Annotated in this window: 10 protein-coding genes; 7 read left to right on the top strand and 3 right to left on the bottom strand. The window is 52.5% G+C overall.

Annotated elements, in window-relative coordinates; genetic code table 11:
- Window positions 1-100: 100 nt before the first annotated feature.
- From E1757_RS33535 to E1757_RS33530, 3 genes are all read right to left on the bottom strand, one after another.
- Window positions 101-448, bottom strand: coding sequence for a hypothetical protein (locus E1757_RS33535; protein ID WP_133236493.1), 348 nt, complete (start codon window positions 446-448; stop codon window positions 101-103).
- A 371-nt stretch (window positions 449-819) separates the two neighbouring features.
- Window positions 820-987 carry a hypothetical protein gene (locus E1757_RS36070; protein ID WP_165972404.1) on the bottom strand — a complete coding sequence of 56 codons (168 nt, stop codon included), beginning with the start codon at window positions 985-987 and terminating at the stop codon, window positions 820-822.
- Window positions 988-1,111: 124 nt separating this feature from the next.
- Window positions 1,112-1,960, bottom strand: coding sequence for a DL-endopeptidase inhibitor IseA family protein (locus tag E1757_RS33530; protein WP_133236491.1), 849 nt, complete (start codon window positions 1,958-1,960; stop codon window positions 1,112-1,114).
- A 98-nt stretch (window positions 1,961-2,058) separates the two neighbouring features.
- Here E1757_RS33530 and E1757_RS33525 point away from each other — a divergent pair, with 98 nt between their 5' ends.
- From E1757_RS33525 to E1757_RS33495, 7 genes are all read left to right on the top strand, one after another.
- The gene (locus E1757_RS33525; protein WP_246079699.1) at window positions 2,059-3,006 is read left to right on the top strand and encodes a carbohydrate ABC transporter permease; all 948 of its coding nucleotides are present in this window, start codon (window positions 2,059-2,061) and stop codon (window positions 3,004-3,006) included.
- Window positions 3,003-3,863 carry a carbohydrate ABC transporter permease gene (locus tag E1757_RS33520; RefSeq protein WP_246079698.1) on the top strand — a complete coding sequence of 287 codons (861 nt, stop codon included), beginning with the start codon at window positions 3,003-3,005 and terminating at the stop codon, window positions 3,861-3,863. The genes E1757_RS33525 and E1757_RS33520 overlap by 4 nt, the downstream gene beginning before the upstream one ends.
- 74 nt (window positions 3,864-3,937) lie before the next feature.
- Window positions 3,938-5,305: an ABC transporter substrate-binding protein gene (locus tag E1757_RS33515; protein WP_133236487.1), complete on the top strand. Its 1,368-nt coding sequence runs from the start codon at window positions 3,938-3,940 to the stop codon at window positions 5,303-5,305.
- 78 nt (window positions 5,306-5,383) lie between these two features.
- A complete protein-coding gene (locus E1757_RS33510; RefSeq protein WP_165972403.1) occupies window positions 5,384-7,156 on the top strand; it encodes a sensor histidine kinase in 1,773 nt (590 codons plus the stop codon).
- 24 nt (window positions 7,157-7,180) lie between these two features.
- On the top strand, window positions 7,181-8,791 hold the full coding sequence (locus E1757_RS33505; RefSeq protein ID WP_133236483.1) for a response regulator: 1,611 nt from the start codon (window positions 7,181-7,183) through the stop codon (window positions 8,789-8,791).
- An 80-nt stretch (window positions 8,792-8,871) separates the two neighbouring features.
- On the top strand, window positions 8,872-14,529 hold the full coding sequence (locus tag E1757_RS33500) for an S-layer homology domain-containing protein (protein WP_133236481.1): 5,658 nt from the start codon (window positions 8,872-8,874) through the stop codon (window positions 14,527-14,529).
- 272 nt (window positions 14,530-14,801) lie between these two features.
- On the top strand, window positions 14,802-16,909 hold a 2,108-nt coding region (locus tag E1757_RS33495), incomplete at its 3' end, for an S-layer homology domain-containing protein (protein WP_133236479.1).

Below are 16,909 nucleotides of genomic sequence, written 5' to 3'. Positions count from 1 at the left end.
ACTCTGACTAATTTGGGAGAAGTTAAACCTGGGGATTTGTTACTTTACCCGAGTTATCTTCCCCAGAGCCCTTATTCCTTCGGGATTGAGGGCTTTTTGTTTAGGAACAATCTGTGGCCGCTTTGCTGCCAAACCATGTTTCAATAAGCAGCAGTAAAGTCATACCATCGGAAAGCCCCGGTTTCGGTGTACCTGTCTTATGCCAATTGTCTAATGGTACGGCATATGTGGTAGGTATGGCCGGTGAAAACAAGGAAGTCATCAACATATACTTTTTCCAAAATGGGTATGACGGGAGTTTGGAAGAAACGATGAACGCGCAAAAAGGGGTGAAGGAGTAGTCATATAAAAAGCCAGTGAAAGGAGCAGCTGTTTCCGCTGAAAACAGCTGCTCCTCGCTGCCTTTATGCGTAGCGAACGAAAGCATGGCAACAACAATAATTCCCAAGGGAACCCAGTACTTTTTAACACCGAACCTTTTCCGACATAGCCCACATATACTTAGAAATGTGATGAATAAATCGCGGTAAGGGCGGAATCGTTCTGGAGAAGCGTAAGCGGTCGCCTTTGTCCCCGGATTTCAACCGCTAATGCGGTATACATTCAAGAAATCTGGGGACAACAGTGATCGGAAGAATGATCCGCCTGCGCAGCGGGCCGTTATTCACCGGCTTTTATAGGTAGAGCGCTATACTTGAAGGGGCGGTTTCATATATATTACAGACAGTTTTCGAATCCATGGTCAAAGCCGCGCATTGTTGGGGGGATTGCGAGCCATCGTAAAAGGGGAAAAAGAGGAATAAGCGCCGCGGTAACGCTTTACTTGCTTGCGCCGTACGGGTTGACGGCGACTTGGCCGTTCAGCAGGTCGAATTCATATTCGAACGGGTCGGCGGGGAACGGATTGACGATGACGAATTCCGGCTGACGTATGCCGAAATAGCTTAATGCCAGTAATATGGCGGCGATAATCAGTTTGTTTCCCATGCATGCAACCTCCTAGGCTTCATATATCTTTATTGTACAGGGAGATTGTCATTGCAATATTAGAGGGATGTAAAATCGGAAAAAACCTTCGAATCCGCAGCCCGTGGAAGCGAAGGTTTTTAAATTAACGTACGAGATCGAGCATTCCGTCGAGGCGCCAGCCTTTGCCTGGAACGAGCCGGACTTTAACCTCATGCTGCTCGGTTTCTCCCGTATCGCCGACCGGCACGGTCATCGCGTAAGTCTTCAAATCGGCCCCGTCCCGGACAAGCACGGCTTTCGCTCCGTTCCAGTTCCGCAGGCTGCCGCCGTCGGCATTGGGCTGCGCCAGCTTGCCGTTGACTTCGACGATCGAGCCGTTCTCCGTCTGCTTGCTCCAATACGCCGCGGCCTGCTCCGGAGTCGTAACCTCCTCGATAAATGCCGTAAATTTCGCTTTTGTATCGAGATCGCCGCCCAGCAGGCGGTAAGGAGTCCCTTTCACATCGAAACTTTCGGCAGCGCCGCTGCCCAAACCGCCGATAGAAATATGCCAATAATGGCGCTGGGCCGCTCCGGCCAGCCGAACCGCTTCCTGTTCATCCATGTACCGGTTGTAGCCTTCGCCCTCCACGATGACTCTGCGGTTTCCTTCGTCCCATGCTACTTTGGCGCCGAGAGCTTCGGCCAATGCGCGCGCAGGGATCAAGGTGCTGCCGTCAACGATTTGCGCAGGCACTTCGGAGACGACCTCCTTGCCGTTAACAATTAATTTGACCACTTCAGGAGCGGCGTAAGAAATACTCGAGAATAGAGCCGAGCCGACCAGCAAGCCGCTGACGAACGATTTCCAATTCAAGTTCAAGATGATGTAACCCCCCATAATGTGGATGACCTTCAGATAGTTGACGCGGCATGTCGTGTTTTTGTTGCGCTCTTTGACTATATATCCGGCATATTTTTTACAGGCAGGAAACGTATCCATCCGGTTCATATTGTAAAAATCTCAAACAACAATATAAAGATCTTTTATTCAATCCCCCAAGTCGAAATTTTATAATGAGATTACAAAATACAGATGGAGGGGACATCGTGAGTGCAAGCAATCCGACGCTAACACGTCAACAGCATTCGGCTGCAAAGAAAAGAAAAAAAAGCATCAATTGGATGCCGTATATTTTGATTGCTCCAGCCATTATATTAATTTTTTGCTTTTTGTTTTATCCGGTAGGCAACGTTTTTTATTACAGCATGCAGCATTTTAACCCGGCCAAAACGTATGAGAATGGATTCGCTGGACTGGATAATTTCACCAAGATATTTCGGGAAGATTCGTTATTTTACTTAAGCCTGTGGGTATCGCTGAAATGGGTTGTCGTCGAGGTGGTGCTGCAGTTGATCTGCGGCTTGGGCATTGCGCTGATGCTGAATCAGAGTTTTAAGTTCCGCGGATTGTTCCGGTCGGCGGCGATACTGCCTTGGGCGATTTCCGGCGTCGTGACGTCGACCTTATGGTCGTTGATTTTTAACGAGCAGATGGGTGTCATCAACGACCTGCTGCTCCGCTTTAACTGGATTGATCATCGGGTCGCATGGCTGGCCGAGCTGAACACCGTCTTTCCGTCGATCGTGACGGCCGAATTATGGCGGGGGATTCCTTTTTTCACGATTGCGCTGCTGGCGGCCATGCAGACGATTCCCGGCGATTTGTACGAGTCGGCTGTAGTCGACGGGGCGAACAGATGGAAGTCGTTCATCCATATTACGATGCCATTTTTGAAAAACACGATTATTTTAACGACGCTGCTGCGCGCGGTGTGGGAGTTTAACAACGTCGACCTGATTTTTATTATGACCAACGGCACGGGAGGTCCGGTTGATTTGACGACGACGCTTCCAATGTATATCGTCAAGCAGGCGATTATCGCTCAAGATTTTGGCTATGGATCGGCGCTTACGGTAATTGGCTTTATCATCCTGCTGCTGTTTGCGGTGTCCTATTTGAAATTGAGCGGATTTGGAAAGGAAGATCAGACATGAGAAACGGGCTTGCAATGAAACTTACGCTTCCTAAGCTGCTGGACCGGGCATTTATATTGTACATTCCGATGTTTCTGGCGATGCTGTTTACGATTTTTCCGTTGTTTTGGGTTGTTGTTACCGCTTTGAAGCGGGAGAGCGATATTGTCAAGCTGCCGATTCAATATTTTCCGTACCCGGCTACGTTCGATAATTTTTATGTGGCCTGGAACAATGTCGGCTTTTCCAAATACTTTTTTAACAGCTTGGCCGTCTCCGGGCTAACGGTCGTTATCGTGCTCGTATGCTCGATTCTGGTGGGCTATGCGATCAGCCGGTTTAACTTCCGCGGAAAAAAGGTGTTTATGCTGCTGCTGCTTTGTACGCAGTTTGTCCCTGGGGCGATGCTGCTGATTCCGCTGTTCGAAATTTTCCGCAGCCTGCATTTGACAAGCAACCTGTTCGCCCTGGTCATCATTTACAGCACGTTCCAGCTTCCGTTCAACGCGATTTTGATGAGCGGTTTTATTACCAACGTTCCCGAACAGCTGGAGGAAGCGGCGATGGTAGACGGCTGCAGCCGGCTGAAGGCGATTTTTCTGGTCATTTTCCCTATTTTGCTGCCGGGCATCGTCGCGACGATGGTGTATACGTTCATCGGGGCTTGGAACGAGTTTTTGTTCGCCCTCATGCTCATTAGTAAAAAAGCGCTCTTCACCTTGCCGGTCGGACTCCGGTATATGCAGGGCGAGTACGATATTCATTACGGTGCGCTGGCGGCCGGCAGCGTGATATCGGTTATACCGGTGCTGATTCTTTTCGCTTACGTGCAAAAGTATTTGGTGCAGGGAATGAGCGCAGGCGCAGTAAAAGGATGACGCGTTAACTAATTCCTTAGCGGTATTTATCCGGGACAGGATTTAGCATATAATGATAAAAGGAGTTGCAAAACATGAAAAAAAAGGGTCTATCCTCTGTATTGGTGGCGGGGCTGTCTTTATCGATGCTGTTTACGGGGTGCAGCAATGGCGGAGGCGGCACCGCTCCGGCAGCCGCGCCGCCGGCGAATGCTGAGCAAAAACCGGCCGACGCTTCCAAGCCTGCGGAGAAAGTAAAGCTTTCGTTCTGGGACGAGAATCCGGGACCGGATCGGACGCCGTTTTACGAGGAGCTATTTAAACGCTTTCATGAGAAAAATCCGAATATCGACGTCGAGTATGTAGGGATTCCGGCGAGCGGCAACAAACAGAAATACGATGTGGCCATCGCTGCCAACGATACCCCTGACGTTGCGGGAATCAACATGGTCTGGCTGTCCGATTTTATCGCCAAGGGAGCCGTTCAGGAGCTCGATCCGTTCTTCGACAAGTGGAGCGACAAAGATAAAATCGCGAAAAATATGATCGACTTCGATCGCAGCCTGACGTCCAACGGCAAGCTGTACTACCTCCCGCACACGATGTTCCTGGATATTCTCTGGTACCGGACGGATTGGGTCAAGGAAGCGGGCCTGAACGCACCGACGACATGGGACGACTTTTTCAAAAATATTGACAAGCTGACCGACCAGAAAAACAACCGGTACGGGTTCAGTATCCGCGGGGGCGGAGGCAGCATCAATCAGCTCACCTCGATGATTTATGCGTATTCCGGCATTTCGACATACTTTACGCCTGAAGGCAAAGCAACGGTCAACGATCCGAAAATCGTTGAATTTTTAAACAAATATGTAGCACTGTACAAGAAGAACACGCCGGTCAGCGACGTAACGAACAGCAACAAGGAAATGAACGCCACGTTCGATACCGGCACTTCCGCCATGATTCAGCATAACTTCGGCTCCTATAATGACCATGTGAAAAACCTGGGTACGGACAAGTTCGCCGGAGTTATTCCTCCAAAGTCGGCCAACGGCACGAGAGTGGTTGCACCGATCGCCAACGGTCTTGTCATGTTCAAAAATACGAAGCATCCGAATGAAGCATGGAAGCTGCTCAGCTTCCTGATGTCCGCGGAAAGCCAGACGTACTGGAACCAAAACATCGGGCAAATGCCTACCAATAACGATTCGCTCAACAGCGATTACGTGAAGAAGACGCAGCATATCCAACTGGGCGCCGAGGTGCTTGCCGATAGCAACACGAAAATTTTGAACCTTCCGACGTATTTGCCGGATTACACGAAAATTACGACCCAGCAGCTGGAGCCGGATTTCCAAAAAGTGTTGACCGGTAAAATGACCGTCGACGAATTCGTCAACGGCTGGGCGAAATCGATGGAAAAAGCGAAAAAAGATTATGACGCCGCGATGAAAAAATAGCGGGATCTCATTCATGAATCGGAGGGGTGGGCTGAATTGCCGGCCTCCCCTTTTGATATGGAAGCAGGAGGCGAGCAGTTGCTCAAATTCCGGTCACTCAAATCGACGATTATAGGATTGTTTATACCGATCATCATATTATTCGTGCTGGGAACGGGTATGATCTCATTCATACTGGCGTCCAAGCAGATCAGGCAAATCGCGTTTACCGGCCTGAAGGACACGATCGCACAAACGAAAAGCCTGCTGAACGATAAATTAACCGCGTTTGTCGTCGAGCTCATTGCCGTGGAAAACAGTTCCGAGTGGACTGCCGTCATGAACCGGGCGGGAGATCCGAACGCCGTGATGGAGCCTGCGGATTACATTTTTATGAACAAATCGTTCGACTCGTATTTCGATCATTATTCGATGATTGATTCGATCCTGTTTTATTTCAATGACGGCAAGGCTTCCTGGTTTAAGCGCAACTCGTTCGGATCCCCTGTACAGGTATCGCTGGACAAATACAGCCGCCAGCTTGACGATCACCGGCTGTCCGTCATCAAATGGCTTAATTTGCACGATGACTCCGAGCTGAGCGCACCGCAAGTTGTTAGCGCTTACGTCATGTTCGGCAAAGACCGCGAGCATACGAACGGCATCTTTATGTTTAATTTGAAGAGCCGGTTTTTTACGGATATTTTAAGCAACGCGAAAGTAAGCAAGAACGGGTATTTATGCCTGATTAGCGACGACGGCTTTATGAGCGTGAAGCGGGTCGAGCGGAAGTACGAAATCGACGAAACGGAGCTGCAAAAAAAGCTGCAGGAAGCCGCTCAGACGTCAGGTCAAATCAGCATGAAAAATGCTCACGGCAGCAACATGCTCGTCATTTACGACACGCTGGATATTAACAAATGGAAGATGGTGGCGGTGCTGCCCGAGGACGAGCTGTTGGACGAGGTGAATGCGATCAAATATGTGACGATCGCGGTCATGTTCGGGATCATCCTCGTCGCTGTCGTGCTTTCCAATCTGATCGCCCACATCATTACGAAGCCGCTGACCAAGCTGACGAGAAAAGTGGGTCTGGTCGAGGACGGCAATCTCGATATCGAGCTTAAAGTCGCGAATTCCAACGAAATCGGCGTGCTGAGCAGCAGTATTCAGGATTTGGTATACCGGATCAAAGATCTGCTCAAGGAGGTTAAGGAGGAGCAGGAGCTGAAACGGCTGTCGGAGCTGGCCGTGCTGCAGTCGCAGATCAGGCCGCATTTTCTGTACAATACGTTGTTTTCCATCAAGCAGCTTTGCGAAATGGGAAATAACCGGGAAGCCGGTGAAATGGTGACCGCATTATCGAGCTTTTTCCGGATCAGCATCAGCAAGGGCAATGAACGTATTCCGGTTTCGCAGGAAATCGAGCACATCCAAAATTACCTGTACATTCAGCAGATGCGCTACGGCGAAGATTTCAGCTATGAGATCGAGATGGATCCCGATATTATGAGCTGTCCGATCGTCAAGCTGACGCTGCAGCCGCTGGTGGAAAATGCGATCTACCATGGCATGAAGCAGAAGCGAAGCAAAGGCTTCATCCGGATATGGGGCTATTCGTCCAAGCAGGAGGTGCTCATCCACGTGGAGGATAACGGGATCGGCATGCCGGAGGAGAAGCTGGCGGCCATAAATGAGAGTCTGCGGAACGGAGCGTCCAATGAAGGGAATTTGGGCTTCGGCATCCGCAACGTGCATGAACGGCTCAGACTCAACTATGGGCCCTGTTACGGACTTGCTTATGTTCATCGTTCCGGCGGAGGGATCATCGTAACGGTCAACATACCTCTTCAATCTGCAGAAATCGAATAACCATTGTGACTGGGGGAAGCAGCGATGTATAAAGTAATAATCATTGATGACGACAGCATCATCCGCAAGGGACTGACGCTGAGTATTCCTTGGGAGCAGCACGGGTTCGGGTTCGTCACCTCGGCAAGAGACGGAGAAGAAGGGCTGAAGCTGGTCGAGGAGCTGCAGCCGCATCTGATCATAACGGATATCCGGATGCCGTTTATGGACGGGTTCGAGCTGGCGAATGCGGTGAAGGCGCGTTTTCCGGAAATTAAAATCATTATGCTGACCAGCTATGACGAGTTCGAGTTCGCCAAGCGGGCGCTGCAGCTTAAAGTATTCGATTATTTAATGAAGCCGGTCGATAATCAGGTTTTAGTGGATACGGCCAAGCGGGCGATCGCCGAATTGGAATACGAGAAAGAAATCGAGCAGAAAGTGATCGAAGGCTTGCCGCTGCTTCGGCAACGCTTTTTTGAGCAGTGGATTAAAGGGAAGCTGTCCGATCAGGAAATTTACGCGGCCAGCGAGCTGTTGAAATTGCATTTGCCCGACAGCCGGTATGTGACGATTGTTTTGCGGGCCGACGATTATTGCTATTCGGAATATGAAAACCGCTTCGGTCAAGAAATGTTGAAATATTGCATACTGAATGCAGCTGAAGAAATTATACGGACCGAATACCGCGGGCTCGTGTTCGATTCCCAGGATGACGAGGTCGTTATTGTGTATTATGACGATGCGGACAAGTCTGAAATCGAGCATAAAGCGTTCGAGGCGGCGGAAAACATTCGCACCAATATCGAAAAGTATTTAAAAACGACGGTAACCGCAGGCATCGGCTTTGTTTACGACAACCGGCACGATGTCTGTCTTTCATACCGGGATGCGAAATCGGCTGTGGAATTCCGGCATATGCTCGGCACGAATCGCGTTCTGATGATCGGCGACACCGGTCTGCCGCCCGCCGACTCGACGCAAATCGAGCTGAGCGGCATGGAGAAGGAGCTGGTTTTAAAAGTACGGCTCGGTCTGGAAAAAGAAGCTATAACCATACTTGGAAATATTGAAGCGATGATCATGAACATCCGATTCGTTTCGTTGTCGCAGGTACGGCTGCTGGGCGTCGAAATTACGCTGCTGCTGTTCAAGGAGCTTGAAGAATGGGCAGTCCGCCATGGCGCGCTTAGAGAAAGCGGAGAAGCAATCGATTTTTACACCTATTACAGCAAGCTGCAGCGGCTGCAAACGGTTCAAGAAATATTTCAAAAGATCCGTGAGCTGACCGTGCATTTAGTTGAAGTTTCCTCAAGCTACCGTGAGCATCAAATGAAGAGCAAGATTCACCAGGCGATTGCCTTTATGGAAACAAATTATGCAAAGGAGGGACTCTCTCTTCAGGATGTCGCCGGAAGTATTTATATAAGCCCCACTTACTTGAGCATCCTGTTCAAAAAGGAAAAAAACATCTCCTTCGGAGACTATCTGCTGAAGCTGCGCATGAAGGCTGCGGTCGAGCTGCTGCGGATGAGCGATTTGAAAACCTACGAAATTGCGGAGAAGGTAGGATACAGCAACCCGCAATATTTCAGCTCCTGCTTTAAAAAGTTTACCGGCTATTCCCCTACCGAATACAAGCATTACGCCAATTAACGAAGCAGACCGCTTTGACAGTTTTGTCAAAGCCTGCCTTTATTTGTTATTTCCATATTAAGTAAAAGGAGGGAATAAATATGACAAAAAACCGGCTTTATGTCTCATTTAAAGTAATGATGGCGGTTTTGACAGTAGTCATGCTTTTTAGCGATGCGTTCTTGGCTGCAAAGGTCGAGGCGGCGGATACGACATTCAATCAGAAGGGCTCGGGCGTCATGGGCTGGCATGCGACACCGTATGGCGGCAGCTTTACGGAGGCGCACATGAAGGCCAATGTCGACTGGATTGCCGACAATTTTAAAGAGTTCGGTTACGAGTACATCGGGGTGGACGGCTGGGTCGGCGACTCCACTCTGCATAACGAGAACGGGTACATCACGCATTATAAAAACAATTGGCAGCATGATTGGAAATATTGGGCGGATTACGTTCACAGCAAAGGCTTGAAGCTCGGCATTTATTACAACCCGGCGTGGCTGCATCAAGATTTCGTGAATGACGATACCATGAAGGTCGTCGGGACGAACATTCCGTTAAAAAGCATCATTATCGACAACCCGACCTACATGCATCAAACCCGGTATATGGTAAACCCCGACGCTGCCGGTTCGAAGGAATACGTCCAAGGCATGATTCGGTACTATATTAGCCAAGGCGTGGATTTGCTGAAGATCGACTTTTTAAGATATTTCGAAAATGTTTACGGACACGTGGCGGTAACCAAGCTGTACGAGTGGATGAGGGAAGCTGCTGGCAATGATTTGATTCTTTATTACGCCAATACGAACAATGTAAATCATGCGGCCGATGAGGTCAGAACGGCGGATATTTTGAGGGCGAGCGAGGACTGGAGAACGGATGCGACCCAGCCCGGCGTATGGTACCATACGAGCGTGCGAAACCGGGGAACGACGAGAACCGATACATGGCCGCCCGCTTACAATATATTTGACGGCCTCATCTATTTTTCGGATTTGTCGGGCAAAGGAAAGGTCGTCATCGACGGCGATTTTACGGTTCTCAGCTCAGGCAACAACGCAAGCACCGATGCGGAAAAGAAGACGAGAATCGGCCTGTTGGCGATGTCCGGCAGCAGCATTAACATTGGCGACAGATATAATGAAATCGGAAGAAACGATACGTATTACAAAAACTGGGAAATTATTGATATGAATAAACGCGGGTTTGTCGGCAAGCCGTTATCCCGGACGCTGAGCAGCCCGTTAAGCCAAATTTGGAAAGGCCAGCTCCCGGACGGCACCTGGGTCGTCGCCTTGTTTAACCGGGAGGATACTCCGCAGACGCGGTCCATCCATTTTCAGAACGACTTGGGATTGTCGGGCAGCTATCTGGTCAGCGACATGTGGTCGCATGCGATTCTCGGCACGATGTCCTCCTACAGCGAAAGCATTGAGCCGCACGGCAGCAGACTGCTGAAAATTTCCAAATTGTCGATGGAGCCGTACGGCGCCTTTTTCCAAGGCTCGCAGCAGGTGACGCTGAAATCGTTCGATCCGCAGGCGGAGGTGCGGTATACGCTGGACGGAAGCGAGCCTAAAGCGAATTCCGCCTTGTACAGCGGTCCGTTTGCGATGAACCACTCGAGCACTGTGCGCGCGAAAATTATGAGCGGCGACGGGCAGGGCAATGAAGCTGTCGCGATGTTCGTCCAGCAGGCCGTAGATCCGATCACGGATATCGCAGCGGGAATCACTTCGATCCCGGCACCGGCTTCGGGCGCGACACAGCTCACGTTGCCGGCGGTGCCTTCCGGCTACTCGGTGCGGATTAAAAGCTCGGACCGGACGGACGTTATCCAGACGGACGGAACGATTTCGACGCCGGCCGAATCGACGACCGTGAAGCTCGTATTGGAAATAACGAGAATATCCGACAGCGTGAAAGCGAGCACTTCTCCCATTTCGGTGCTCGTTCAAGGCGGACAGTCCAATAACGGCTCCAGCTACAAATTCGAAGGCGAGTCGATGCCTTATGCGTTAAATCCGGGCGGATTGGCAGTCAAGTTCAATGATGAAACTGCGGCAAGCGGAGGACGAAATTTGCAGATCACGTTTACCGCCACATCCAACCAATGGGCGCAGTTCAAGGCTAACGTTCCTGAGGCAGGAACTTATGAGGTCATTTTCGGCTATAAGAAAAACAACGGCAGAGGCATATTCCAGACGTATGTGGACGGGCAGCCTTTGGGAGCGCCTGTCGACCAATATATTGTTACGTCGGGTGCCGCTTATTTCTCGACGAATTTGGGTCAGGTACAGCTGGCCGAAGCGGGCGAGCATACATTCAAATTCGAGATCGTCGGCAAAAATCCGTCCAGCACGAACACGCTCGGATTTGTGATCGACTATATTGAATTGAAAAAGGTTCAAACGAATCCCGTGATCGACAGCATTACGCCTGTGCAAATAACGACGCCAGTCGGCGTGGCTCCTGTGCTGCCGTCCGTTGTTACGGCGGTGTACAGCGACAGAACCGCCAGGGAGGTGCCCGTAACCTGGGATCCGATCAATCCGGCGCAATATGCGTCGCCAGGACTGTTTACCGTTCAAGGCGCCGTCTATGGCACTCCGAAGAAAGCAGCCGCCCATATAACGGTGGCCGAGCTCGATCCGGAAACGATAGCCGATCAGATTAAGTCGATTCCTGCTCCAGCCCCGGATGCGACTGTTTTGACGCTGCCTTCGGTACCTGCCGGATTTACGATTCAGGTTCAGCAATCGTATGACCCGCAGATCATTAACGCGAACGGCATCATATTCCCGCCGGGCAAGGCGACGACCGTAACGCTTGTGCTGGAGGTAACGAGGCTGTCGGATGGAGCATCGGCGACAACCGATCTGATCGAGGTCGTCGTACCGGCCAGAACGACGGCTCCGAAAAGCGACAATACGTTTATTCGGCCGAAGGCTGCCGGACATCCGAATGTATTGGCGGTCGATACGGCGGCCCGCAGAATCGGCACCGTCGGTACGGCGACAACCGTCGCTCAGCTGATTGCCCAGATTGAATCGACGGACGATTCTACGCAAGCCTACAGCGTTACGACTGCGGCCGGCGTCTCCAAGACATCGGGAGCGCTGGTCATTGGAGACCGCTTGATCGTCAAGGCGGAGGATAATCATTCGACGGCGGTTTATACGATTTCCGCTGCTGCTGCAATTACGAACACGTATGTTGCGGTCTCTGCAAGCAACGGCGGACAAGGCCGGATCGTTGCCGCCTACAATCAGGATCGGAAAATTATGGCTTATACCGGTACAACAACGGCGCAGCTGCTATCCGGGGTGGAATCGGCCGATGCGACAAGATTGACGTATGCGGTTACGAATGCGGCGGGCGAGGCGAAAACTTCGGGAACGCTGGCCGCAGGCGATCGGCTGCTCGTAACGGCTGAAGACGGCCGGACGAACGCCGCATACACGGTGGTGCTTCTGGACATAGCCTACGAGGTCGACCCCGCAGGAGCCTACGCCATGTCCGGCACTTACACGGCGCAAGCCGGACCCGAGAGCGGCAATACGCATGCCTATAACGGCGCGACCAACGGATCGCATTACCAGCTGACGATGCCGGAAACGGGCAATTGGGTTGAATTTAAGGTTGCGGCGCCTGCGGCAGGCCGTTATGAAGTGTTCTTGGGCTACAAGAAAAACAATAACCGGGCGAATCCGCAGTTATCGATCGACGGAACGGACCTGGGCTTGCCGGTTGATCAATATGTTGCGGATACGACGAAACAAGGCATGTATGCGACGCAAATCGGCACTGCGGAGCTTGCTGCGGGCGAGCATACGTTCAGATTTACGCGGGCTGGCCGGACAGCAGGCAGCGGGAATACGGTTTCGTTCGACTTCATCGGCCTCAAGCTGGATGCGCCGGAGCCGGAGGTGCCGAAATCAGGCAATACCGGTATCCGTGCGAAGAACGACGATGCCGCTTCCATTATCGTTAATGCCGCAGCGAAAAGCGTTACGGTCGATGCCGGCATGACGACGGCACATCTTGTAGCCCGGATTGAGGCTGCGGACGGATCGGCGCAAGCTTATGCCGTGACCGATGCGACCGGCGGCATCAAGCGGCCGGCGGATGTTCTGGCGGCAGGTGATCGGCTGCTCGTAACGGCCGAAGACGGAGTATCGTCCGAGACGTATGCGATCCGGGTTCAACGGACAGCGGCTGACGTTGCGGCGGTGATCGCGTCTGTTCCTGCGCCGGAGAAGGATGCCGTCACATTAACGCTGCCGGTTGTGCCGGACGGATTTACGCTGGCTGTCAAAAGCTCGAGTCATCCGGACGTCGTCGGTCTTGACGGAGCGATTACACCGCCTGATGCGGATACAACCGTAACGCTCGTCCTGGAAGTAACGAGACGATCGGACGGCTCGACGGCCTTGACGGCAGAAATTCCGCTTGTCGTACGCGCCAAGACGGCTCCCGGAGGCGATGGCGGGACTGGAGGCGATGGCGGAACGGGAGGCGATGGCGGAACGGGAGGCGATGGCGGAACGGGAGGCGACGGCGGAACCGGAGGGAATGGCGGTTCCGGCAAAAGCAAATCCCGCGGTTCGGCTCCCGCTGCAGCCAATACGGGCAGCACAGTGCCCGAGGGGCATGTGGTGAAGCCCGAAGAGCTGGCTAACCATGCGAATGAAGCAGGCGTGACGGTAACAGTTACGGACGATATGAAGCAAGTCGTTCTCCCGTCCAATGCGATCGAGCTGCTGGGGCAGCGCTCATTGACGATTCAAATGAATAAGCTGACTGTCGAGGTGCCTGCCGGCTTGCTTCAACAGCTGACAGCTCTCGTTGACGGCGACGAACTGAAGGACAGCAGCCTGGTATTCAAAGCCGAGCCGTTATCGGCAGCGGATGCGGCGAAGCTGCTGGCGGACGGAGAGCTGTCCAGCCAGGCGCAGCTGAAGCTGTCAGGCCAAATCTTGGATTTGGGCTTGGCGGTTGTAACCAAAGACGGCAGAACAATGTCTTTGAACGAGCTTCAGCTTCCCGTAACCGTCCGTCTTAAGGCGGATCCGGGAGTCGATTCCGGATTGGCCGGCATTTACTTTATCATGGACAACGGAACGCTGGAATACGTTGGAGGCGAGTACAAGGACGGAGAGCTGGTCGCCCGGCTGCATCATTTCAGCAAGTATGCCGTACTCGAATTTAAGAAAAAATTTGCCGATGTGCCGCCGTCCCACTGGGCATCAAGCGCAATTGAACAACTGGCGGCCAAGCACCGGATCGATGGTACGGGCTTAACGACGTTCGAACCGGACCGTTCCGTTACAAGAGCCGAATTCACCGCAATGCTGGTGCGCGCGCTGAAGCTGACGGAGAGGGGCGGGCTGAAGTTCGCGGACGTAGCGCCGGATGCATGGTATGCGGAGCCGGTCGCGATTGCGGCAAAATCCGGTATTGTGACGGGAAGAACCGCGACCCGCTTTGACCCGGACGCACTTGTTACGCGTCAGGAGATGGTCGCGATGATTATGAGAGCTTATTCGGCGGCGGCAGGCGTATCTGCAGAAAGCAAAGCTGTCTCTATGTTTGCGGACGAACCGGAGATTGCGGAATGGGCCCGCGAGTCCGTCCAAGCGGCTGCGTCGCTCCAACTGATCAACGGGCGCGAGCCGGGCAAATTTGCTCCGAACGGGGCTTCTACCCGCGCGGAAGCCGCCGCCTTGATGAAACGCATCCTGCAAGGAGGTTAGCTGCAGTCATGCCGCTCCATTCAGGCAAGAGTAAAAGATTTTAAACATTTATGTAAAGAATTTGTATGGTCTAGCTTTTTACCCCTAAGTACAATGAAGGTACTTCGTGTGCCTGATGACAATGGGCTGTTAATCGCAGGTGCGCCGCTTTTCGGACATTTGAACGGAGCGGTGCACGGCGATTAGGGTTAAGCCGGTTATCATTTTGCATAGTTATTACATCCATAATAAGGGTATTATGGAATTAATTATTTTACTAAGGAGGGCTTTGCTTGTTTCGAAACACGAAGAAGTGGCTTTCGGTAACATTGGTCCTTGCCATGTTATTCTCCATGCTTTCCCTCGATATACCGGAGAATACGGCGGCAGCTGCTCCGTCAACGATGGCTTTCACGGACATGTCGGGCCATTGGGCGTCCGGCGAAATTGGCAAATGGACCGGTAAAGGCATCATACGCGGCTATGAGGATCAAACCTTTAAGCCCGATGCGTTCGTGACCAGAGCGGAATTTGTCGCGCTGATCAACAGAGTGTTCGGATATCAAGATACGGCTTCAACCCGGTTCGGGGACGTTGCGTCCAGTGCGTGGTATAATGAAGACGTTTCCAAAGCGGCTGCGGCTAAAATTGCCGAAGGGGACGATGCGGGCCGATTCAGACCGGAATCGTCGATCAGCCGGCAGGAAGCGGCCGTCATAGTGGCAAGAGCTTTCGAGTTGAAAGCTCGCAATAAGCTTTCAGCCGACCGCTTTGCCGATTCGGCGCAAATAGCCGAATGGGGCAAAGAGGCGATCAGCGCTCTTACGGAAGGCAGCTATGCGGCAGGGCGTGGGGACAACGCTTTTGAGCCGAATGCTCCGATTACAAGAGCCGAATTTGTTAAATTGCTGGATAATGTGGCCGGCGATTTGATTCATCAGGCAGCCGTGTACTCCAATTCAGTTGCAACCAACCTTGTGGTGAACGCGGGCAATGTCGTACTGAAGGATATGACGATCCAAGGCAATTTGTACATAACGGAAGGTGTCGGCGACGGCAACGTAGCGCTTGATCGTGTAACCGTAAAGGGACAAACTTTTGTCCATGGCGGTGGAGAGCATAGCGTGATCATAAACAATTCGTCGCTTGAAGGGAAATTAATCGTCCTTAAAAAAGACGGCAAAATTAGAATCGTTACGCAAGGCACGACTTCGATTTCGCAAAGTGAGCTGCATTCGGGTGTCATACTTAAAAATGATAATGGTACAAGTCAAGGCTTTGGCGATGTTTGGATCGCCCAGACGGTCGCCCCCGGCCAGGAAATCAGGCTGGAAGGCGAATTTTTGAACGTTTCGGTCGAAGCGCCGGGTATTGGCGTTCATTTGTTAAACGGAAAGACGAAGCAGCTGGACATTCTTGCCGCAGCGGTTGGCACAACTGTGCTATTGGCCGGCGATGCAACCATTGATCAGTTCGTTTCGGATGCGCAGGTTGAAGTTAAGGGCTCGGGTAAAATTGAAAATGCCACTCTCCATACCGATGGCGTTGTTATGGAGATCAAGCCCGGTAACGTCACGTTGGGAGACGGGAAGAAGGCGGTCATTGGAGGCGTCGAAGTAACCGGAGGAGCATCCGGAGCTCCGATTGCGCCATCCGGTTCAAGCTCGAGTTCGCGTCGGCAGCCGAACAATTCGGGCCAAGGCTTGAGCGCCAACGTGCAAATTCAGCTGAAAGCGAGCGGTCATGCGAACTTGATCGCGCTGGATGAAACAGCGCAAACGGTGACGGCGCTGGGCGGCACGACAGTCGCGCAGCTGACGGCGCAGATCGAGTCGACGGACGGCTCGCAGCAGACCTACGCCGTAACCGATGAGGGCGGAGTGTCCAAGGAGCCGTCCACAGCGCTGGCGAGCGGCGACAAGCTGATCGTCACCGCAGCGAACGGCCAAGCGTCGCGGACGTACGCGATCGCCGTGTCGACGGTGCCGGCAGAGCCGAGCGCCAACGTGCAAATCCAGCTGAAAGCGAGCGGTCACGCGAACCTGATCGCGCTGGATGAAGCAGCGCACACGGTAACGGCGCTGGACGGYACGACAGTCGAKCAGCTGACGGCGCAGATCGAGTCGACAGACGGCTCGCAGCAGACTTACGCCGTGACGGATGCGTTCGGAGCGGCCAAGGAGCCGTCCGCAGCGCTGGCGAGCGGCGACAAGCTGACCGTCACCGCAGCGAACGGCCAAGCGTCGCGGACGTACGCGATCGCCGTGTCGACGGTGCCGGCAGAGCCGAGCGCCAACGTGCAAATCCAACTGAAAGCGAGCGGTCACGCGAACCTGATCGCGCTGGATGAAACAGCGCACACGGTAACGGCGCTGGACGGTACGACAGTCGAGCAGCTGAC

This window comes from Paenibacillus piri (assembly GCF_004354045.1).
Taxonomy (GTDB): domain Bacteria; phylum Bacillota; class Bacilli; order Paenibacillales; family NBRC-103111; genus Paenibacillus_S; species Paenibacillus_S piri.
This window is presented reverse-complemented; position numbering and strand designations above follow the sequence as displayed.